Genomic DNA, 22,479 nt, shown 5'->3' with positions numbered 1-22,479 from the left:
AATCCAAATTCCAAAATCGAAACTTCCAATATTCTTATCATGAATAAGACACTTTTTTTATTTGCCTTACTTTTTACATCTATTTCCTTTTCGCAAAGTATCCGTTTTGATGGTTTAATTCAAGACGAACAGAAAAATCCGTTGGAAATGGCCAATATCATGGCGATTAACAATGGCACCAAAGCAATGGATTCATACGGAATCACGAATGATAAAGGGAAGTTCCAGCTTACCTTAAAACCTAATACAGCTTATACTATTAAATTAAGTTATTTGGGAATGAAATCTAAGGAAATTGCTCTAGTTACAAAAGCTGAGAACATGACTCAAAATATTATTATGGATGGTGCTGGAATCGAATTGGAAGGTGTAGAAATTGTTCGAGAAATGCCTGTTTCTATAAAAGGAGATACAATTGTTTACAATGCAGATTCTTTTAAATCGGGAACAGAAAAAAAGCTCGAAGATGTTCTGAAGAAATTGCCAGGAGTTGAGGTAAATGCCGATGGTGAAATTGAAGTTGAAGGGAAAAAAGTCAGTAAATTGATGGTGGAAGGAAAAGATTTTTTTGACGGAGATACCAAATTAGGCGTTAAAAATATTCCGGCCGATGCTATTGATAAAGTTCAGGTTTTAAGAAATTACAATGAAGTAAGCGCACTTAAAGGTCTAGAAAACGATCAAGATAATGTGGCAATGAATATCAAATTAAAAGAAGGAAAAAAGAACTTTTGGTTTGGAGATGTGACTGCTGGAATTGGAGTTGCAGAATTGGATAGTCGCTATATTATTAATCCGAAATTATTCTATTACAGTCCAAAATACAGTATAAATTTAATCACTAATTTTAATAATATTGGAGAATTACCGCTTACTGCACAAGATTATTTTAAGTTCACGGGCGGATTTAAAAACATGATGAAAAAGGGAGGGAGCAGTTTTAATGTTTCTTCAAATGATTTAGGAATTTCATTGCTTCGAAATAATCGCGCTAAAGAAATCGAAACCAAATTTGGCGCAACAAACTTTGCTTATTCTGTAAATAAAGCTTGGAATATAAGCGGTTTTGGAATTCTTTCTTCTTCAAAAACAGATTTAGAAACGAAATCTCAAACCACGATTTTAGATTCTGGGGATCAGCAGAAACGGGATGAATTGACGCATCAAAAGAATAATTTGGGACTTTTTAAACTGAGTTCGACTTACAAGCCAAATGATAAATTTCAGTTTGATTATGATATCCTGACCAAATTATCAAAGCAGAATGAAGATACAGACTTGCTTCGTGAATCGGTTGTTGATAATGTTTCGGCAGTTGAAACAATTTTAACTCAAAAGAAACAAGATCCAACTTCTATCAATCAAAATCTGAGTTTGTATTATACGCAAAGCAGTAAAAATATTTTTGCTTTCGAAATGCAACATTTGTATCAAGATGAAAATCCATTTTATAATGCCAATTTAAGAACACAGCCTTTTGATTTATCAGGATATATTACGGGACAAAATCGAAACGACTTAAATCAAGATCGTTTTGTAAAAACCAATAAATTGGATGCCAAATTGGATTACTATTATATGGTAACGCCAAAAAGTAACATCAATATTACGGTAGGAAATACATATTCGTATCAGAATTTCAATTCTCACATTTTTCAAATTTTAGATAATGGGGATAAAAATGATTTGAATGATGCCGAAAATAACAATGATGTTGATTACAGTTTTAATGACGCATTTTTAGGTTTTCATTATAAAATTCTAACAGGAAAATTTACATTAACGCCTGGAGTGAGTTTGCATACGTATCAAATGACAAATGGGCAATTGGGAACCGATTATTCTCAGAATTTCGTAAAGGTCCTTCCTGATTTCTTTGCCTTATATCAAATCAAAAAATCGGAAACGCTTACCTATAATTTCTCTTTTACAAACGATTTTACCGATATTAATCAATTGGCTTCGGGTTATGTTCTGTCAGATTACAGTAGTTTGTTTCGCGGAAATCGCTTCTTAGAAAATGCGACTTCACAAGTGCATTCACTTCGTTATTTTAAATATAATATGTTCAATTTTGAGAATATTTTTGCCAATGCAACCTATACCAGAAAAGTAGACGCAATTAAGACAAAAGCCAATTTTGACGGAATTAATCAGTCTTCTGTTCCTTACAATTCCAATTTAGCCGATGAAACTTTTACAGGAATGGGAAATTACGGGCGCTCATTTTTAAAGAATTATAAAGCTTCTGTCAATGCTAGTTTTAATTGGTCGAAATTCAACAATATTCAAAACAATCAATTATCAACTACAGAAAGTTTCAGTCAAAGTTATACCGTTAAAGCTTCAACAAATTATAAAAACCTTCCTAATATCGAATTTGGTTATAATCTTTTGGTTAACAAATACAGTGGTTCAACTTTTTACACCGACAAGCCATTTGCAAGATTAGACTATTATTTCTTGGATAGTTTTTCATTTGTTTCGGAATACGAATTTTATCATTACTATAATGGAGATAAAACGGTCGATAATGAATATGATTTTTTAAGCGCAAGTTTGGTTTATCAAAAAAAGAATAGCAAATGGGAATATAAAGTTTCGGCAACCAACCTGTTAAACACGACTTATCTTAACGACGACAGCTTTTCTCAGTTCTCTACACGAGTTTCTCAATACACAGTTCAGCCGCGTTACATCATATTTTCGATGAAATACAATTTGTAGTATTTTTGGTGCTAATATTGTGGTTTTTGTGATTTGTTTAATGAAGAATCAAATATCTTTGCGATATAGTATTAACGACAAAAAACGTAATCATGCGCAATTTTATCTGGAGTGTATCGCTCCTGTTTGCTGGAATTTCTATCTCTTTCTCTCAAACAAATGGCATCGAAAAAGGAACTTATTTATCTACAAATAAAGGAGGAAAGATTAAGCTAAATTTATTAGAGGATAATAAATACGAATTGGTTTTTTATTCGGGAGGTTATGAGATTAAAGGCGATTCGCTAGTTTTTTTAAAAAGCACTGAAAATAAAACAAATAGATTTGATCTTGTTTTTGCTAAAGATAAAAAGGCAAAAAAAGTTAAGATTAAATTCTTGAATCCATCGTATTATTCTTTTTACATTGGAACCCAAAAAGGTGCAGAATCGGTTCGCTACGAGAGAATTTCTGATATAAAAACGAAGGTAGATCCTGAATATCTTAAAACAGATTTAGATTTTGAAATAGAGAAAACAGATTTCCTTTATTTGGTTTACGAAGATTATGACGGAAAAAGCGATGTAAGTAAATATGCATTGCCAAAAGATGTTTCAGAAGTAACGATCAATTATGATATGGCTGTTTTAAGCGATTTAAATCTTATTGGATCTTTTGATAAAAGAACAAAAGAATTGAAAATTTCTGATCAATACGGAAAAGATCCTTTGGTATTTATAAATGAAAAAGAGGAGAAACCTGCTAAAACTCCGACAGTTGTTCCTATAGAAAATCAAACCATAAAAAATTGGACGTATCCAGGAAAAGAAAATGTTTTAATAAATGATGATTTTGGCTCTGGAGTAGCTGTAGATAGTGCCGCTGTGATAGTAGATGCCGCCGCCATTGATGCTACAATTCCTCCGCCAGCGTATACCAAATATGATTTTAAATTAAAAGTTGAAAACAATCTAAAAAAGGCAATAGAATCTACAAAAACGGCAAATAATAAATTTTTGGTTGTTGTAGTTGACAATAAGGATAAGTCTGCAAAAGAAAATTTTGATGCTTTTGTAAAAGAGCAGGAAACCCAGACGGGATATAATATGTACGATTCTTATAATGCTCTTTATGATATCTACAATTATTATTTTGCTGGAGCCGATGATAAAAAATGGCTTAAAAACAATAAAATTGCAAGCGACCAAAGTGTAATTATTTTAAATGGAAATGGTGATCTGCTTGCTGTTGCAAAATCAGACTTAACTACGCAACAATATCAATTTAGTTATTATGGCGATTTCTATAGAAAACTTCAGAGAGCAAATGCGTTTCTTTCTGTAGATAAAGTTTTAAAGAACAAAAAAGCTCCAGACTCAGATTTAATTGCAGCTTTTAATAAGGCAGCCTTATTAGAAACATCTTATGATTATGATTCAGATTATACAGTAAACGATCCTAATTCGACTGAATTTGTAATTACAAAAACAGCTTTAAACCAAAAAGAGGTGGCTCAAACTTGGAAAAAGTTGATTGAAGCGCATCAAAAAGATAAAGTTGCCAATATGTATTTGGTAGAAACGATTATTAAAGAAATCAAAAACCAAGGATTTACAAAACAGCTTTTTAGTACAGATAGAATTCTAAATGATACCGATTTCTTAGCAATCGATTATTTGCTAAATCACTCAGAAGATATTGAACGTAATCGTGCAGATTTTAATAGCAAACAAGGAGAACTTCATACCATTGGGAATGTGGTTTCTGAAGTTTCAGATGCATTGCAGCAAAACCTATATCTTGCTCAAGATGGAGTTTCTGGAGAAATGAATAAAGAAAAGATCAATTCTATTTATAAAAAGATTATTGCTTCTGGAAAAGGGAATTTCGATTCGTACAGAAACTATTTTTATTACTTAAGCCAGCTTGAAGATCAGGACGGTTCAAACACAACTTATTTAAAAGAGTTCAACACTTATTTTGATAATACTTTGGCAGGAACAAGTCCGATAGAAAAATTAGACGCTATTTTTTCTGGATTAGATTCAAGTTCAAGCTATTCTTATGATGGATGGAATTCATTCAAACTTTACCATTCAGATATCTGTAACAATGCGGCATGGACAGTTGTGTTAAAACCACAAAATTCAAACTTTATTAAAGATGCTATTAAATGGTCTGAATATAGTTTGGTGATCTCTAAAAACAATCCGTATTATTTAGACACTTTAGCGCAATTGTATTATAAAGATGGACAAAAAGACAAAGCTATTGAAACGCAAGTTTTAGCAGTAAAGTTTATCACTAGTGATATGGATGAAGAAACTGCAAATCAAATGAAAGAAGTTTTAACTAAAATGAGCAACGGAACTTACTAGTTTTAGTAATTATAGAAGTAAAAAAAAGGCTGTCTAAAATTTTAGACAGCCTTTTTTAGTATTTAAAATTTAGATTGAATTACAATCCAAATGCAGCTTTTACTTGGTCAACAAAATCAAGTTTTTCCCATGTAAACAACTCAACAGTAACCGTTTTTTCGTTTCCTCCTGGAGCAGAGAAAGTTTTAGTAACCGTTTCAGGTTTACGTCCCATGTGTCCGTAAGCAGCAGTTTCGCTATAAATAGGGTTTCTTAATTTTAAACGTTGCTCGATAAAGTAAGGACGCATATCGAAGATAGCCTCTACTTTTTTAGCGATTTCACCGTTAGTTAAGTTTACTTTAGAAGTTCCGTAAGTTTCAATGAAAATTCCCATTGGCTCAGCAACTCCAATTGCGTAAGAAACCTGAACTAAGATTTCGTCAGCAACACCAGCAGCAACTAAGTTCTTAGCGATATGACGAGTTGCATAAGCAGCACTTCTATCAACTTTACTTGGATCTTTTCCAGAGAACGCACCACCACCGTGAGCACCTTTTCCACCGTAAGTATCAACAATGATTTTTCTTCCTGTTAAACCAGTATCTCCGTGAGGTCCTCCAATAACGAATTTTCCTGTTGGGTTAATATGGTAGTTGATTTTATCGTTAAATAAGTGAGCGTGCTCTGGGTTTTTAGCGATAATTCTTGGAATCAAAATTTCGATAATATCTTTTTTGATTTTAGCCAACATCGTAGCTTCTTCATCAAAATCATCGTGTTGAGTTGAAATTACAATCGCATCAATACGAGTTGGTTTGTTATCGTCGCTATATTCTAAAGTTACTTGAGATTTAGCATCTGGACGTAAATACGTGATTTCTTTATTTTCACGTCTTAAAATAGCTAACTCTTGTAATAATTTATGAGATAAATCTAATGCCAATGGCATGAAGTTTTCAGTTTCGTTTGTTGCGTAACCAAACATCATTCCTTGGTCACCTGCACCTTGCTCTTCTGGCTTAGCTCTGTCAACACCTTGGTTAATATCTGCAGATTGCTCATGAATAGCTGAAAGAATTCCACAAGAATTCGCTTCAAACATATACTCACTTTTAGTATATCCAATTTTACGGATTACTTCGCGAGCGATTTGCTGAACATCAAGATAAGTATTCGACTTTACTTCACCTGCTAAAATAACCTGACCTGTAGTAACTAAAGTTTCACATGCTACTTTAGAATCAGCATCAAATGCCAAAAAGTTATCGATTAATGCATCCGAAATTTGATCTGCAACTTTGTCTGGATGCCCTTCACTAACAGATTCTGACGTAAATAAATAAGCCATAATAATGTAATAATAAAATATTAGTTTTTAAAAATTTAAGCAGGGAAAGTAATTGCTAAAAAGGGCTAAAGGAGAGTTCCTGCTTTAGCATTTTTTACTACTGAAATGAATCTTTCAGCATTCATAACGAAATCATTTCATTATGAAGAGGTTGCAATCAGTTCAAATTTTTCCTCTGTTTCGGGTGCAAAGGTATGAAACCATTTTGATTTGCAAATTAAAGTTCAACTTTTTTTATTTTTTCTAGCAGAAATTTAACAATAATATACTATTTTGATAGGGTAATGGAAAATAATTTGTTTTTTGTTTGGTCGATTAAAAAATAGTTTGCAACTTTGCCCCGTTAAAACAAAAGAAACAAATGAAATTTACAGTTTGCAATATGATGTCTTGTAAGATGCCGGAGTTATCCGCAGAGACGCTATTGTAATTATTTTTCAATAAAATATAAATAGAACCTCTGCCGAAACGCAGAGGTTTTTTTTATGCCAAAAATAAACCTGTAAGATTTTTTTTAAGCCAAAAACAATAATTAATCAGTAAAAAAAGAAATGAAGAAAAATGTACTAATCGTTTTAGGTCTTGTGACTTTTTCAGGACTTTATGCTCAGGACAATAAAAAAGAGCAGGATAGTTTAAAAAACAACGAACTGTCTGAAGTTACTATTATTGGATCAAGAAGTAAAAACAGAGTTAAAACAGATGTGCCGGTTCCGGTTGATGTTTTTAACGTATCAGAAATAACAAAAGGGGCACCGCAAACGAGTGTAACTCAAATTTTAAATTATGTTGCGCCGTCGTTTACGAGTAACCCAACATCTACAGCAGATGCAACAGACCACGTTGATCCTGCACAATTAAGAGGATTAGGACCCGATCAGGTTTTAATTTTAGTAAACGGAAAAAGAAGACATACAAGTGCTTTAGTAAACATAAACGGATCGCCAGGAAGAGGATCTGTAGGAACAGACTTAAATGCAATTCCGTCTTTTGCAATAGAAAGAATAGAAGTTTTAAGAGATGGAGCAGCAGCCCAATATGGTTCTGATGCGATTGCGGGAGTCATTAATATTGTTCTAAAGAAAAACGCTAATTATTTGACAGGAGGAATTCAGTATGGAGCCAATCTATCTTCCGGATCAAATAATTTTGAAGGAGGAGCAGACGGTCAAACTGCCCAAATCGATTTAAACTACGGAACTTCATTGGGTAAAGCGGGAAGTTTCTTAAATGTTACAGGAACTGCGGTGACGAGACAAGCAACTAGTAGAGCAGGAATAAGAAGTAATGGAATTTTTAATGCTTACAATGCCGTTGAAAATAGAGCGGCGCAAAATGGAGTAGAAATCAACTCTTTGTTTAGCAATATTAATACAACTGCAAACTCGGCTCAGATTTTGTCTTCTTTAAAACAATATGCTCCGCAAGTAGGTTATTTTACAACAGCACAACAAAATGCTATTGCATCGGCATCAACAATTGCGCAAATGCAGACGGCTTTAAATTTTGACGTAACTAATAATGAATTGGCTTACAGAGGTCAGCAAAGAAGTGATTATAATATGAGTGTTGGACAGTCAGAATTGGCTGCAGGACAATTGTATTTTAATGCTAAATATCCTTTGAGCGAAACCACTTCTTTATATTCTTTTGGAGGGGTTTCTTATAGAGGAGGTAAATCGTATGCGTTCAATAGATTGCCAAATGGTTCTGGTACTTTCACTCAAGTGTATCAAAACGGATTCTTGCCAGAAATTGAATCTAAGATTTTAGATGCTTCAGCAGCAGTTGGTGTAAATACGCAATTATTTGGGTTTGATACCGATTTAAGCACCAACTTAGGAACAAACTCTTTTAATTATGATGTGAATAATTCCATCAACGCAACTTTAGGAACCAATTCTCCTTTTAGTTTTGATGCTGGAAAAGTTTCGTTTTTACAGAGCACTACCAATTTGGACTTTAGCAAAAAACTGGATGTGCTTTCTGGGCTAAACGTTGCTTTTGGAGGTGAATTCAGATATGAAAATTACCAAATTAAAGCAGGAGAAGAAGCTTCTTACGGATTATATGATGTAAACGGAAATTTAGTTTCGGGAATCTTGCCAAGCAATTCGCCATTGATTGTAACTGACTTCTTCGGAAACAAACGTGGAGCAGGAGCGCAAGGATTTTCAGGATTTCAGCCTTCTGATGCTAAAGAAAAAGACAGAAAAAGTGGTGCCGCTTATGTTGATTTAGAATTGAATGCCACTGAAAAATGGCTTATAAATGGAGCTGCGCGTTATGAAAACTATTCAGATTTTGGAAATACAGTGACTTTCAAACTAGCTTCTCTTTTAAAATTAAATGATAATATCAATTGGAGAATTTCTGGACAAACGGGTTTTAGAGCGCCTTCTTTGCAGCAAAGATATTTTGAGTCAAGCTCTACTCAGTTTATCAACGGCTCTCCATACCAAGTGGGTTATTTTACAAACGATTCGCAAGCGGCAAAAAGTATTGGAATTGAAAGCTTAAAACCAGAAAAATCAAAAAGCATCAGTACAGGATTTACATTCAAAATTCCTGAAGCTAACATAACCATTGCAACTGATGCTTATTTTACAAGAATCGACGACAGAATTGTATTGTCTGGACAATATTCTAGACCAACAGATGCGCAAATTGGCGCTGCAACTTCGCCAGAACAAGCAGAGGCATTGACTTTGTTTCAACAAGCATTTGATTTGAAAGGTGTAGAAAGAGCTTCATTCTGGACAAACGGAATCGATTCTGAAACAAAAGGGATTGATTTGGTAATTTCTCAGAAATACGATGTAATTCAGGATTTCACAATTAGAAACGATTTTGCATTTAGTTTCAACGAAACCAAAAGAGTAGGAGATCTGCACATTCCAAAATCGATTGTTGATGCAGGAGGAGAACCATATATTTATTCGTTCTTTCCAGAATCAAGCCGAGTGTATTTAGAAGAAGCGATTCCGAAATTGAAAGCCAATCTGATGACTACTTTCAATATTAAAAAATTGGATATTTATTTAAGAAATAGCTATTTCGGAAAAGTTACAGATCCAGGAGCAACAGATGTTAATCTGGACGGATTTTCTTCTGTGTACGAACATCCAGAATACAGCGCAAAATTGGTTACCGATTTGTCTTTAGGATATCAGATCAACGAGCATTTGAGAGCTACAATTGGAGTTAATAATATAGGAGATGTTTATCCAGACAGAAATAATCCTGCAACTCCGGCCTTTACCAATACAACTCCAACTTTGTCGCCAGCGCCAAGTACCGATTTGACAAATGCGAATCAGTTTGCTTATTCACGAGCAGTTTCTCAATTCGGATTAAACGGAAGATTTGGTTTTGCTCGTTTGAGCTTTAAATTTTAATTAAAATAGGCTCTTTCAGGCCTTTATTTAAAAGGCTTGAAAGGGATTCTAAAAAAAATAGTATAAAATTTCAAATTTAATTTGGTCGTTAAAAAAATACTTATTACATTTACTCTATCGAATTAGTCGAATTTAAAAAATAGTCGAATTCAAATTTTAAATCAAAATGAAAACAATAGCAAAAAGAAATATGATGTGTTGTGAGATGATGCAAATGTGCATCCCAATTTGCTGTTGCCAAAAGTGAAAGAGACAATCTTTGTTATAGTTAAACTATAAGCCCTTTTGGTCGCCATCCGAAAGGGCTTTTTTATTTCCAACATTTTAAATTTTAAATCATGAATACACTAGATATAAATACGATAGCATTTCAATACTTATTAAGAAATAATAATTCGGAAGAAACATCAACTGAAACTCCAAAATATGATCCTGCACAGCAGATAAAAACGCAGAAATCATTACTGTTCCATCTATATGATCTTGAAGAAGAAGCTGAAGATATTTTGGCTTAAATCAATTTCAGATTCAATAGCAATTTCAAAAAGCGATTTCAATATCAATATCAATATCAATATCAATTACATATAACAATATATAAACGTATTAAAAATACCTAAAAAACTAAGAAATCATGAGTACACAAAAATTCGCAACAAACGCATTACATGCAGGTCACGACGTTACTAAAAATTCAGGAACAAGAGCCGTGCCTATTTACCAGACATCATCATATGTATTTAACAACGCAGATCATGCAGCCAATTTATTTGGTCTTGCCGAAGCTGGATTTATCTACACTAGATTAAATAATCCGACAAACGATATTTTAGAACAACGTCTGGCAGCTCTTGAAGGCGGAATTGGAGCTGTAGTAACTGCTTCTGGAGCATCTGCAATTTCAACAACTTTATTGACACTCTTAAAAGCGGGAGATCATATTGTTGCTTCAAATAGTTTATACGGAGGAACTTACAATCTATTAAAAGTTACCTTGCCAAGATTAGGAATTACCACCACATTTGTAGATCCTTCAAAACCTGAAAATTTTACCAAAGCAGCAAAAGAAAATACAAGAGCTTTCTTTGTGGAGTCTCTTGGAAATCCAAAATTAGATGTACTAGACTTAAAAGCAATTTCGGCAGAAGCCAAAGCATTCAAAGTGCCATTTATAGTAGATAATACAGTTGCGACACCTTATTTGTTGAATCCAATTAAATATGGTTCCGATATTGTAATTCATTCCTTAACTAAATATATCGCAGGAAACGGAACTTCATTAGGAGGCGTTATCATTGATGCTGGAAACTTTGATTGGGCAAACGGAAAATTTCCTGAATTTACCGAGCCATCTGCAGGATACCACGGATTAGTATATCATGAGGCCTTAGGAAATGCAGCTTTTATAGCAAAAGCTCGAATTGAAGGTTTGCGTGATTTTGGTGCTGCTTTAAGTCCATTTAATGCTTTTCAGATTATTCAGGGACTAGAAACACTTCCAATTCGAATTAAGAAACACAGTGAAAATGCTTTGGCTCTAGCCGAATGGTTAGAAAAACAAGATGAGGTGGTTTGGGTAAATTATCCAGGTTTAAAATCGAGTAAATATAATGCTTTGGCCAAAGAATATCTCCCAGAAGGGCAAAGCGGTATTATCACTTTCGGATTAAAAGGAGGTTTTGATGCTGCTAAAAAAGTGGTTGATGATACTAAATTATTCTCTCTGCTAGCCAATATTGGCGATACAAAATCGCTGATTATTCACCCAGCAAGCACTACGCACCAGCAATTAACAGATGAAGAACAAATAGAAACAGGAGTTTCTAAAGATTTGATTCGTCTGTCTGTGGGAATTGAAGATATTGAAGATTTGATTGCTGATTTGCAAACTGTTTTTGAGAGCGTTTCGCTTTCTCAATTCAGCATCAATAAAAATTAGGTTTTTTTGTTTTTTGTTTGAAAAATTGCCTTTAGCGAGTGGTTTTGCTAAAGGTAATTTTTTATGAAAAGCATCTTTATAAAATTTAAACCCTATAAAGAATATAATTGCATTTTGTAGAGACGCACTGCAGTGCGTCTACCTTGATAAACGTTGGAATATTAAATGAACTTATATCTCTTATATGGTTTCAAAAATTAAAAAATAGAAATTATGTCAAAGCTTAAAATAAACATTATCCTTTTCGGAATTGGAAATATCGGAAGTACTTTGATTAATCAGATTGTCGAAAGTCAGGAGTTTTTTCTTGAAAGCAAAAATGTCGATTTTCATTTTCCCATAATAACCAATTCGACGGTCGCTTTTTTTGAGAAAGAAGGTGTTGGTTATGCTTGGGAAACCAATTTTAGACAATTGGCAGTTCCTTTTAAAGTAGAAGATATTGTCGAATTTGCACAAGAAAATGAATTTGAAAACTTGATTGCCGTAGATGCAACAGCCAGTGATGAATTGGTAAAGCATTACAACACGCTAATCAAAAACGGATTCAATATCGTAGCGGTAAACAAAAAAGCCAATACGCTCCCGATTGACTTATATAAAGAACTACGATCAGATCTTAAAAAGCATGGCAAAGAGTTTCTGTATGAAACTTCTGTCGAAACTGGGATTCCCGTTTTGCAAACCTTAAGAGATTTGTACTATTCGGGCGAAAAAATCACAAAAATTCGAGGTGTTTTCTCTGATAATCTAAGTTATGTTTTTAATCGATTTTCATCAGAAGAAGTTTCGTTTTCATCTGTTTTAAAAGATGCGAGTCTTTTAGGATTAATGAAGTCAAACTTTAAAGAAGATCTGTCTGGAAACGATACTGCAAGAAAACTTTTGATCTTGGCCAGAGAGATAGGAAAAGATTTTGAGCTTTCAGACATTAAAATCAAGCCATTTATAACCAAAGAGCATTTGGAGAAAAACGGAGTGCTAAACAAAGACGCCCTCGATAAATCTTTTAAAATCACCAAAATTACTCAAGCAGAAAATCATGTATTGAGATATGTAGGAGAATTTGATGTAGAAAAAGGCATTTTGGAAGTTAAGTTGATTTCGGAACCAGTAGATTCTCCAATCGGACAATTGAAAGGTTCTGATGCCATTTTTGAAATTTTCACTAAATCTTATGCCGACATTCCTATCGTAATTCAAAGTGCTCCGCCTTGCAAACAAGCAATTTCTAGAGGAATTATAACCGATATTCTGAAAATTGCGGAGCGAATTAGGAGCAAAGAAGCTGTTTGGCTTTAATTTTTTAGTTAAAAAAAAGAAAAAAGAGAAAAAAGTTCTTTGATAAATTGATTTGTCAAATGGAGTCATGAAGAAAAAATTAGCTTTTTTGTAAGTTTTTTACCTTTGTTATTTCGTTTTCGTTTTTGTAAGATGTTTTTTGTCGTTAAAAAACACATTTTCAACGAATTTTGTAATTAAATTCTTGAATTTTATTTGTGTAATAAAAAAAATATTTGCATATTTGTTATACCCAAAAACTACTAGAAATCAAATGAACTTAAAAGTCAACAAAATGTTTTGTGCCATTTCGGTTAAGACCGAGGCTGGGGTGTCTATTGCTTAAAAAAATTGTAAGAATACAATAACAATATAGTAAGAGCCTCCGATAGAAATATTAGGAGGCTTTTTAATTTAACAGAAATGCAAAATTTTAAAATACAATATAAATCACAGATGAATAAATCCTTACAGATGAACAAGATGTTTACTGTCGCGCTTATTTGCGCATACGTCTGTTGATACTAAAAGCATACATGAGTGTAAAAACTTAAACCCTTTTGGTATCTAAAAATCCAAAAGGGTTTTTTTATTCGGTAAAACGAATTAACAAAAAGATAAACGAGAAATAAAGATTATAAAACACAACTTAACTAAAACTTAATATCATGAGCAAATTGAACTACTTCGCAGAAAAAATTTCTAAATTGAAAAATAGAAGGACAAAAAATAGTAATCCACCGCCAACAAACGAATTGGCTCACCCAAGATTCGGAATGACAGAGGAAGATAAAAGTGCTGAGAAAAAAGCACCAAATTCTTTATTGTTTTTGATGTATTCAAAAGAAAATGAAACGCTTTTTATCTAAACGGAAAAGCATCATAAACTAGGTGAAAACCTGCTTAATTTTACTGGGCATTTTTGTTCGGTAAATTTTTGCGTATAATAGTTTTTGCTAAAGTATGTCACAGAAATTTAACAAACACTTTTAGATAAAATTTGTTTGTTAGCGAAATTAGTAGTTAATTTGCACTCGTTAAGTTCAAACACGTATTGAAATGTTATAAAGAAAGGACGAGGGATTAGACCCGATGAAGCCTTAGCAACCCTTCGGTAAAACGAAGAAGGTGCTACATTCTACCACGCCAAACGTGGAAAGATAACAACAAGATTTTTTCTAGTTAAACCTAGTTTTTCTTTCTAATATTTCCATATACAAATCAATAATACAACAGATTTGAAATTGGAAAATATACCAAATCCCATTATAATTCAAGATTTCATCACAGAAAGTGGTGCAACTTATCATTCTATACCATTAAGTTTTACGCTGGCAGGACAACCTTTGCACAGCGCGCCTATTGTTTTGGTTAATCATGCTTTAACTGGAAATTCGCAAGTTACTGGCGAAAATGGCTGGTGGAATGACTTGATTGGTAAAGGTAAAACCATTGATACTGATGTTTATGCCATTCTAGCTTTCGATATTCCAGGAAACGGAAGCAATTCTTTTTTAATTGACAACTATTTAGATTTTACAGCGAGAGACATTGCCAAAATCTTTATCGAAGGTGTAAAAACTCTAAATATCGAAAAGCTTTTTGCGGTTATTGGAGGTTCTGTTGGTGGCGGAATTGCTTGGGAAATTTTAGCATTAGCGCCAAATATTACAGAAAACCTTATTCCGATTGCGAGTGATTGGAAATCTACTGATTGGCTTATTGCAAATTGCTTTTTACAAGAGCAAATTCTGAATAATTCTTCGAAGCCAATTGAAGACGCCAGAATACATGCAATGCTTTGTTACCGTTCGCCAGAATCTTTCAAAGAAAAATTTCAGCGTACAATCAATCAAGACCTTTTGATTTTTAATATAGAAAGTTGGCTGGCGCATCACGGGAAAAAATTGCAGAAAAGATTCCAATTGTCTTCTTATAAATTAATGAATCAGTTGCTTAAAACAATTGATATTACTAGAAATAGTGAAAGTTTTGAAAATTTATTGTCTAAAACAAAAGCTTCAATTCATATTATCGGAATCAATTCGGATTTGTTTTTTACAGCTAAGGAGAACGTAGAAACCTACGAAGAATTGAAGAAATTTAAAGATAATGTTTTCTACAGCGAAATTGATTCGGTTCACGGACATGACGCTTTTTTAATCGAGTACAAACAATTAGATCATTTACTTAGCGATATTTTTAAGGCAGAAACAATAAAGAAATAAAATGAAAGTATTAAAATTTGGAGGTAAATCGTTAGCAAACGGAGAAGGACTTAACAAAGTTGTTTCAATCATTTCTGATAAAGTAAGTCAAGGTGAAAAAATTGCCGTTGTAGTTTCTGCACGCGGAAATGCTACAGACGAATTAGAGTTTATTTTGAGCATTGCTGCTAAAAACGGCAGTTACAAAGAATTATTAGAGAATTTTAAAAAATATCAAATATCAGATTATCCGAATGTAGATTTATCGGAAGAATTTGGTGTCTTAGACAAACTTTTTGAAGGGGTAAGTTTAATTGGCGATTACAGCAAGAAAATCAAAGATCAGATTTTGTCTAAAGGAGAATTGCTTTCGGCTAAATTATTAACAGCTATTTTATTGGAAAAAGGAATTCCAGCCAATTTTGTAGATACAAGAGAATTGTTGAAAACCGATTCTAAATTTGGTGATGCACAGCCTTTAGAACAGCTTTCAAAGAAAAACGTAGTCAATTATTTTAAAGAACATAACGGCGAAACGGTTAATATAGTTACAGGCTTCATTGGCTCAAACAACAACAACGACACAACTACTTTAGGTAGAAATGGCAGTAACTATACCGCTTCGTTAATTGCAAATTATTTAAATGCAGAAGAATTACAAAACTTCACGCACGTAGACGGAATCTACACGGCAAACCCAGATTTGGTTGCCGATGCTAAGAAAATTGAGTATTTATCGTTTAATGAAGCGAACGAATTGGCAAATTTTGGCGCAACGATTCTTCATGCGAAGACAATTATTCCTTTGTTAGAAAAGAATATTCCGCTTCGTATTTTAAATACTTTCAATCACGAAAACCGTGGAACTTTAATTACATCTGATTCTTCTAAAGAAGGAATTAAAACGCTTTCTGTTTTAGAAAATGTCTCTCTTGTAAATCTTGAAGGACGCGGATTACTTGGAAAAGCAGGAGTTGATGCTCGAATTTTTAAAGTAATGGGCGATCACAATATCAGTGTAAGCATCATTTCGCAAGGTTCTTCAGAAAGAGGAATCGGATTGGTTGTGGCAACAGAAAAAGCTACTCTTGCAATGGTCGAATTGGAAAAAGAATTCGAAAATGACTTCTATTCTAAAGACGTAAATCAGATTACGGTGACAGACAATGTATCGGTAATTTCGATTATTGGTCAGGATTTGAGCACTTTCCATAAACCGTACACAGCTTTAATCAAAAATAAAATTGTTCCGATTTTGTTTAACAACACCGTAACGGGTAAAAATGTGAGTTTGGTTGTTAAAAAAGAAGAATTAAATAAAGCTTTAAACGTAATTCACGGAGAGATTTTTGGAGTTTCTAAGAAAATCAACATTGCTATTTTCGGCCATGGACTAGTAGGAGGAACTTTGATTAATCAAATTTTAGAATCGGCTGCAGCAATCGAAAAACGTAAAGATATTAAGTTGAATGTTTTCGCTATAGCGAATTCTAAAAAACTGCTTTTGAACAAATACGGTGTTACAGATAACTGGAAAAACGATATTCAAACAAAAGGCGAAGCTTACACGATTAAAGATATTATTGCTTACGCAAACGAACATCATTTAGAAAACTTAATTGCAATTGATAATACAGCAAGTGCAACTTTCGTTGAGAATTATATTCCGCTTGTAGAAAGCAGTTTCGATTTGATTTCTTCGAATAAAGTAGCTAATACTTTGACGTACGGTTTCTATAAAGAATTGAGAAAAGCTTTGGCAGAAAACCAAAAGAATTACTTATACGAAACCAATGTTGGTGCAGGATTGCCGTTAATTGATACGATTAAATTATTACACCTTTCGGGAGAAAATATCACAAAAATTAAAGGGGTTTTCTCTGGAACATTAAGTTATTTATTCAATAATTTTTCTGCGAAAGATGCTCCTTTTAGCGAAATCTTGCAAGAAGCAATTGATAACGGATATACAGAGCCAGATCCGCGTGAGGATTTATGCGGAAACGACGTAGGTAGAAAATTATTAATTTTAGCTAGAGAATTAGATTTGCAAAATGAGTTTGAAGAAATTTCAATTCAGAATTTAATTCCAGAACACTTACGTGAAGGAAGTGCTGCCGATTTCTTGACGAAATTGAAAGAATTCGATCCAGTTTACGCTAAAATAAAAGCAGAGCAACAGCCAAATCACGTTTTAAGATATATCGGTGAGTTGTCTGGAGATTTGCAGAATGACAAAGGAAATCTAGAAGTAAAATTAGTTTCAGTGCCAAAAGATACTGCATTAGGCGGATTAAAAGGTTCAGATTCTTTCTTCGAAATTTATACAGAATCATACGGAGATCGTCCAATAGTTATTCAGGGAGCCGGTGCAGGTTCTGCGGTAACGGCGAGAGGGGTTTTCGGAGATATCTTGAGATTGTCTGATAAAGGATAAGACGATTTTAGATTGCAGATTTTAGAGTTTAGATTTAAGATTTGCAAGCCTAGTTTGTCATTTCGACGAAGGAGAAATCTCCGCAAGTAGCTCTACAAAGCAATGTCAATCTTTGTCGATTTAGCAACCAAGATTTCTCCTTCGTCGAAATGACAAAATTGAATAGAATTAAAAAAAACAAAAAAATAACAACACAATGAAAGTAAGTTTAAACAGAGTAAATGACGCATTTCATTTTAAAGTAAAAAATGAACGCGGACACGTAGTTGACGTTGATAGCAGAGCCGAATTTGGCGGAAGCGATTTAGGTGCAAGTCCAATGGAATTGGTATTAATGGGAGTTGCAGGATGCAGCGCTATTGATATGATTTCGATCTTAAAAAAACAGCGTCAAGAAATCACTTCTTTTAATGCTGAGGTTGAGGGAACAAGAGTTCAAATCGAAGAAGCAAAACCTTTTAAAGAAATCGATGTGGTTTTTTATTTAGAAGGAGAAATCAACCCAGAAAAGGCCAAAAAAGCAGCACAACTTTCTTTCGAGAAATACTGTTCAGTTGCCAAAACAGTTGAACCGACTGCAACAATTAAATACAAAGTTGTCTTGAACAACGAAGCTTTGTAAATTAGATAATTAGTCAATTAGGGAATTAGATAATTCTTGGATTGAGTTAAATAATAGACTCGTTTTGGTTTAGGTTTTTAGATTTCTTTTGCCTCGTTGGAAAACTTGAAACTTAAAACATGAAACCTGAAACAAAAAAACAAAACAACACACAATGAATACAGAAGAATTTGGTTTTGAAACACAAGCCATTAGAACACAATTAGAAAGATCTCAATATTTAGAACATTCGGTGCCTTTGTACCTATCATCAAGCTTCGTTTTTGAAGATGCTGAGGATATGAGAGCTTCTTTTACAGAAGAAAAAGAGAGAAATATTTACAGCCGTTTCAGTAATCCAAACACTTCGGAGTTTGTAGATAAGATCTGTAAAATGGAAGGGGCTGAGTCTGGTTATGCTTTTGCAACAGGAATGGCGGCAGTATATTCTACTTTTGCAGCTTTGTTAAATTCTGGAGATCATATTGTTTCTGCAAGCAGTGTTTTTGGTTCTACTCACGCTTTGTTTATGACTTATTTTCCAAAATGGAATATCGAAACTTCTTATTTCGAAATTAATAAGCCAGAAACAATCGAAAGCTTTATTAAGCCCAATACCAAAATATTATACGCCGAATCTCCAACAAATCCAGGAGTTGATGTAATTGACTTAGAATTGTTAGGAAATATTGCTAAAAAACACAACTTGATTTTAATAATCGACAACTGTTTTGCAACACCATATTTACAACAGCCAATTAAATTTGGAGCACATTTGGTTATCCATTCAGCAACAAAATTAATCGATGGACAAGGACGTGTTTTAGGAGGAGTAACAGTTGGAGATGCAGAGTTAATTAGACAGATTTATTTGTTCTCTAGAAATACAGGTCCAGCTTTGTCACCATTTAATGCTTGGGTTCTTTCAAAAAGTTTAGAAACATTAGCAGTTCGTGTTGATAGACACTGCGAAAATGCTCTAAAAGTAGCTGAATTTTTAGAAAGCCATCCAAATGTAAACAGTGTAAAATACCCGTTCTTGAAATCGCATCCACAATACGAAATTGCTAAAAAACAAATGAAAGCTGGTGGAAACATCATCGCATTTGAAATTAAAGGCGGAATCGAAGCAGGAAGAAAATTCTTGAACTCAATTCAACTTTGTTCATTATCGGCAAACATTGGAGATACAAGAACAATTGTTACACATCCAGCTTCTACAACACATAGCAAATTATCTGAAGAAGATCAATTGGCAGTGGGAATCACGCAAGGTTTAGTTCGTGTTTCTGTTGGTTTGGAAACTGTTGAAGATGTAATTGCAGATTTAAAACAAGCATTGGCTTAAAATAAAATATAATACTTTTGAAAGGGCTATTTTTTCTAAAATAGCCCTTTCTTATATAAAGAAAATTGCTTTTTTAAAACGAGACATCAAAATATGAAAAAAACAAGATTGCTTTTGTTATCAGATTTGTTTGGAGGCAATCCTGAATGGGTTGAGTATTATATCAAAATATTGGAAGTTAAATATGATATTCAATATTATGATGTTTTAAAATTAGCTCAGATGAGCTCAACAAATAATGAGACCGAAATTCATAACCAATTTTTAAATGACGGAATTGAAAAAGCAGTAAGCAATTTATTGGATTTTGAAAAAGAAAAAGTTGCCGTTTTAGGTTTTAGCATTGGCGGAACTATTGCGTGGAAAGCTTCTCTAAAAGGCTTAAAGATTACAGAATTAGTGGCTGTTTCTTCTACAAGATTGCGTTTTGAAACTGAAATGCCTAATTGTAAAGTCAAACTTTATTATGGTGAAAAAGATTTGAATAAGCCTAATGAAGAGTGGTTTTTGGACTTAAAAATTTCAAATCAAACTATTGAAAATCGAGATCATCTTTTATATAAGGAAAAAGAGATTGCTTTTCTCTTTTGTAGTAATTTTTTGTAATTAATGCTGCAAAAGACATATTTTTGTGAATCTAGAATATTAAATAATTAAAGCGAAAAATGGCTAATTCTACATATGTGCTGGGAAAGAAATTGTTAACGTCTGATCGTGATCGTTTTTTTAATGGCATTATTGATTTTGTTTTTATTTCAGTTTTCATATTTGTTTTTTCATTTTTCGTTGTAATTATAGGAAATGTTTTTCAATGGGAGATTTATAGCGCTTGGGTGGAAATCATGATAAGCCTTGGAGCAGTAGGAACATATCTTTCTTTTGCAACGATTTATTATTTGTTTTTGGAAAGTCTTTTTGGAAGAACAATTGGAAAAATTGTTACAGGAAGTGTTGTGGTAGATGAAAATGGGCTAAAACCAAGTTTCAAGATTATTTTTATTAGAACTTTATGTCGTTTAATTCCTTTTGAGGTATTATCTTTTTTAAGTAAATCAGCAAGATTTTGGCATGATTCTTTTTCTAAAACCTACGTTGTGGAGAAAAAAGATTTAGAACAAGATATGGAAAATTTTTATTCTTTAGATTTAATTGGCAAAAAGGAAGTAATCTGATAGATTTAGTAGAATTTAACTTTATTCTTTGTGATAGTTCAAACAAAAAGCATACTTTTGTTATTCAATAATTTGCAAGAGTTTGATTTGAAATTAAATTCTGCAATCAAAATTTTACATTAGTGCTTTCAAAGAAAACAAAATACGGAATTAAAGCTTTAACTTATTTAGCCAGACGTGAGAATAATGAACCGGTACAAATAGCTGAAATTGCGAAAAGTGAACATATTTCGATAAAATTTTTAGAAAGCATTTTATTGCTGTTAAGAAACTCGGGTTTCCTTGGTGCTAAAAAAGGAAAAGGCGGAGGTTATTATCTGATAAAAGATCCAAAAGATATCAGCATGGCCAAAGTGTACCGAATTCTTGAAGGTCCAATTGCGTTACTGCCTTGTGCAAGTCATAATTTTTACGAAAGATGTGACGATTGCGATGATGAATCAACTTGTGCTGCTAGACGTTTAATGACAGAAGTGCGTGATAATACACTTAAAATATTAGAAAGTAATTCTTTGGCAGACATTGCGTTTTAGAAAATACTTTAATTTATAAAACAAAAGACCATTTCTAAATTTGAAATGGTCTTTTGTTATTTATGATGCATTAGAATATCAACTTGTATCCAGCTAAAAATAGCATTACTGCAATTGCATTTCTAAGAAACTGGTCAGGCACTTTTCCGCTTAGCATACTTCCCATGTATATTCCAGGAAGTGATCCCATTAATAATTGACCCAATAATCCTAAATCTAAATTTCCCATAGAAGCATGGCCAATTCCAGCTACTAAAGTTAAAGGAACAGCGTGTGCAATTTCGGTTCCGACTAAACGAGGAGTTGGTAATAATGGATAAAGGAAAAATAAAGTTACAGTGCCTAATGCTCCAGCGCCAATAGAAGTTAAGGTTACGGTTGCTCCTAATAAAACTCCAATTCCAATGGTAAGCATGTTTTGTGTAGTGCTTTCACTATGAAATTTATCTCCAGCATGTTTTTGAGAAAAAACTAAAAGTTTCTTTTTGAATATTATCGCTACCGAAGTAAATAATAAAGCCCATCCTAAACTGTACTTAATAACTCGATTTATAGTTTCTATATCGGTTTTAATGCTATGTAAAATCCATAAAGTTACTAAAGCGGCTGGAACGCTACCTAAAGTCAACCAGCCTGTGATTTTCCAGTTGATGTTTCCTTTTTTATTGTGTACAAATATTCCTCCAGCTTTGGTAAAAGCAGCGTATAGTAAATCGGTTCCTACTGCGGTTGTTGGAGAAATGCCGAAATATAATAAAATAGGAGTCATTAAAGAGCCACCACCAACACCTGTTAACCCAACAATAAATCCAACTGCTAAACCTGCAATTACAAGACCGATCTGAAAATCCATGAAAAATTATTTGCCGCTAAAATAATAACAATTTTATAATTATCCTATAGATTTTGTAGAGATTAAATGTGTATTTTTGTGGATCACAAAATGGGATCATGTTGTTAAAATAGTAAGAGGCAGCATTTAATTTGTTAAAATAATCACTAATTCTTTTTTAAATCTCTTTTAACTTGGTTTATAAGAAGATAGCTTATGTAAAAAAGTAAATATATTGTTTTGATATTTCGAAATATATAGTACTTTTGCAAAGTAATCTACTAAGCCGATAGGGTAATGGATTTTTAAGAACAAAA

The 22,479-nt window shown here is 33.1% G+C and carries 16 protein-coding genes and 1 riboswitch; of the genes, 14 read left to right on the top strand and 2 right to left on the bottom strand.

What is annotated here, in order from left to right; all coding sequences use genetic code 11:
- Positions 1–39: 39 nt before the first annotated feature.
- Together AC3Y25_RS00910 and AC3Y25_RS00905 are read left to right on the top strand one after the other, a co-directional pair.
- Complete coding sequence (locus tag AC3Y25_RS00910; RefSeq protein WP_489901438.1) at positions 40–2,727, top strand: carboxypeptidase-like regulatory domain-containing protein; 2,688 nt, start codon at positions 40–42, stop codon at positions 2,725–2,727.
- 92 nt (positions 2,728–2,819) lie between these two features.
- Positions 2,820–5,084 carry a hypothetical protein gene (locus AC3Y25_RS00905; protein WP_489901437.1) on the top strand — a complete coding sequence of 755 codons (2,265 nt, stop codon included), beginning with the start codon at positions 2,820–2,822 and terminating at the stop codon, positions 5,082–5,084.
- A gap of 79 nt (positions 5,085–5,163) precedes the next feature.
- On the opposite strand, the gene metK is transcribed toward AC3Y25_RS00905, so the two are convergent.
- Positions 5,164–6,414, bottom strand: coding sequence for a methionine adenosyltransferase (gene metK / locus AC3Y25_RS00900; protein ID WP_035645622.1), 1,251 nt, complete (start codon positions 6,412–6,414; stop codon positions 5,164–5,166).
- A gap of 551 nt (positions 6,415–6,965) precedes the next feature.
- Here metK and AC3Y25_RS00895 point away from each other — a divergent pair.
- The 12 genes from AC3Y25_RS00895 to AC3Y25_RS00840 all read left to right on the top strand — a co-directional run bounded on the left by AC3Y25_RS00895 (position 6,966) and on the right by AC3Y25_RS00840 (position 21,330).
- Positions 6,966–9,812: a TonB-dependent receptor plug domain-containing protein gene (locus AC3Y25_RS00895; RefSeq protein WP_489901436.1), complete on the top strand. Its 2,847-nt coding sequence runs from the start codon at positions 6,966–6,968 to the stop codon at positions 9,810–9,812.
- A 338-nt stretch (positions 9,813–10,150) separates the two neighbouring features.
- A complete protein-coding gene (locus AC3Y25_RS00890; protein WP_427871944.1) occupies positions 10,151–10,327 on the top strand; it encodes a hypothetical protein in 177 nt (58 codons plus the stop codon).
- Positions 10,328–10,446: 119 nt separating this feature from the next.
- Positions 10,447–11,751 (top strand): O-acetylhomoserine aminocarboxypropyltransferase/cysteine synthase family protein, encoded by a 1,305-nt coding sequence (locus AC3Y25_RS00885; protein ID WP_489901435.1) that lies wholly within the window; start codon positions 10,447–10,449, stop codon positions 11,749–11,751.
- A 213-nt stretch (positions 11,752–11,964) separates the two neighbouring features.
- Positions 11,965–13,053 (top strand): homoserine dehydrogenase family protein, encoded by a 1,089-nt coding sequence (locus tag AC3Y25_RS00880; RefSeq protein ID WP_489901434.1) that lies wholly within the window; start codon positions 11,965–11,967, stop codon positions 13,051–13,053.
- A gap of 647 nt (positions 13,054–13,700) precedes the next feature.
- Positions 13,701–13,901, top strand: coding sequence for a hypothetical protein (locus tag AC3Y25_RS00875; protein ID WP_250834265.1), 201 nt, complete (start codon positions 13,701–13,703; stop codon positions 13,899–13,901).
- A gap of 190 nt (positions 13,902–14,091) precedes the next feature.
- Positions 14,092–14,199, top strand: a riboswitch (SAM riboswitch).
- A gap of 77 nt (positions 14,200–14,276) precedes the next feature.
- Positions 14,277–15,260, top strand: a complete 984-nt coding sequence (locus AC3Y25_RS00870; protein WP_489901433.1) for an alpha/beta fold hydrolase — start codon at positions 14,277–14,279, stop codon at positions 15,258–15,260.
- 1 nt (position 15,261) lies between these two features.
- Entirely contained in the window at positions 15,262–17,676 is a 2,415-nt protein-coding gene (gene thrA / locus AC3Y25_RS00865) for a bifunctional aspartate kinase/homoserine dehydrogenase I (protein WP_489901432.1), read from the top strand.
- A 196-nt stretch (positions 17,677–17,872) separates the two neighbouring features.
- Entirely contained in the window at positions 17,873–18,298 is a 426-nt protein-coding gene (locus AC3Y25_RS00860; protein ID WP_095928071.1) for an OsmC family protein, read from the top strand.
- A gap of 154 nt (positions 18,299–18,452) precedes the next feature.
- The gene (locus AC3Y25_RS00855) at positions 18,453–19,625 is read left to right on the top strand and encodes a trans-sulfuration enzyme family protein (protein ID WP_248729237.1); all 1,173 of its coding nucleotides are present in this window, start codon (positions 18,453–18,455) and stop codon (positions 19,623–19,625) included.
- Positions 19,626–19,718: 93 nt separating this feature from the next.
- Positions 19,719–20,231 carry an alpha/beta hydrolase gene (locus AC3Y25_RS00850; RefSeq protein WP_489901431.1) on the top strand — a complete coding sequence of 171 codons (513 nt, stop codon included), beginning with the start codon at positions 19,719–19,721 and terminating at the stop codon, positions 20,229–20,231.
- A 59-nt stretch (positions 20,232–20,290) separates the two neighbouring features.
- Complete coding sequence (locus AC3Y25_RS00845) at positions 20,291–20,797, top strand: RDD family protein (RefSeq protein ID WP_489901430.1); 507 nt, start codon at positions 20,291–20,293, stop codon at positions 20,795–20,797.
- A gap of 122 nt (positions 20,798–20,919) precedes the next feature.
- A complete protein-coding gene (locus tag AC3Y25_RS00840; RefSeq protein WP_008466594.1) occupies positions 20,920–21,330 on the top strand; it encodes an RrF2 family transcriptional regulator in 411 nt (136 codons plus the stop codon).
- Positions 21,331–21,400: 70 nt separating this feature from the next.
- Here the strand turns inward: AC3Y25_RS00840 and AC3Y25_RS00835 are convergent, their stop codons facing one another.
- Entirely contained in the window at positions 21,401–22,183 is a 783-nt protein-coding gene (locus AC3Y25_RS00835; RefSeq protein ID WP_427871954.1) for a sulfite exporter TauE/SafE family protein, read from the bottom strand.
- Positions 22,184–22,479: the final 296 nt, after the last annotated feature.

The organism is Flavobacterium sp. LK-23, assembly GCF_058135255.1.
The sequence above is the reverse complement of the archived record's forward strand: the minus strand, read 5'-3'. Positions and strand labels throughout refer to the sequence as shown.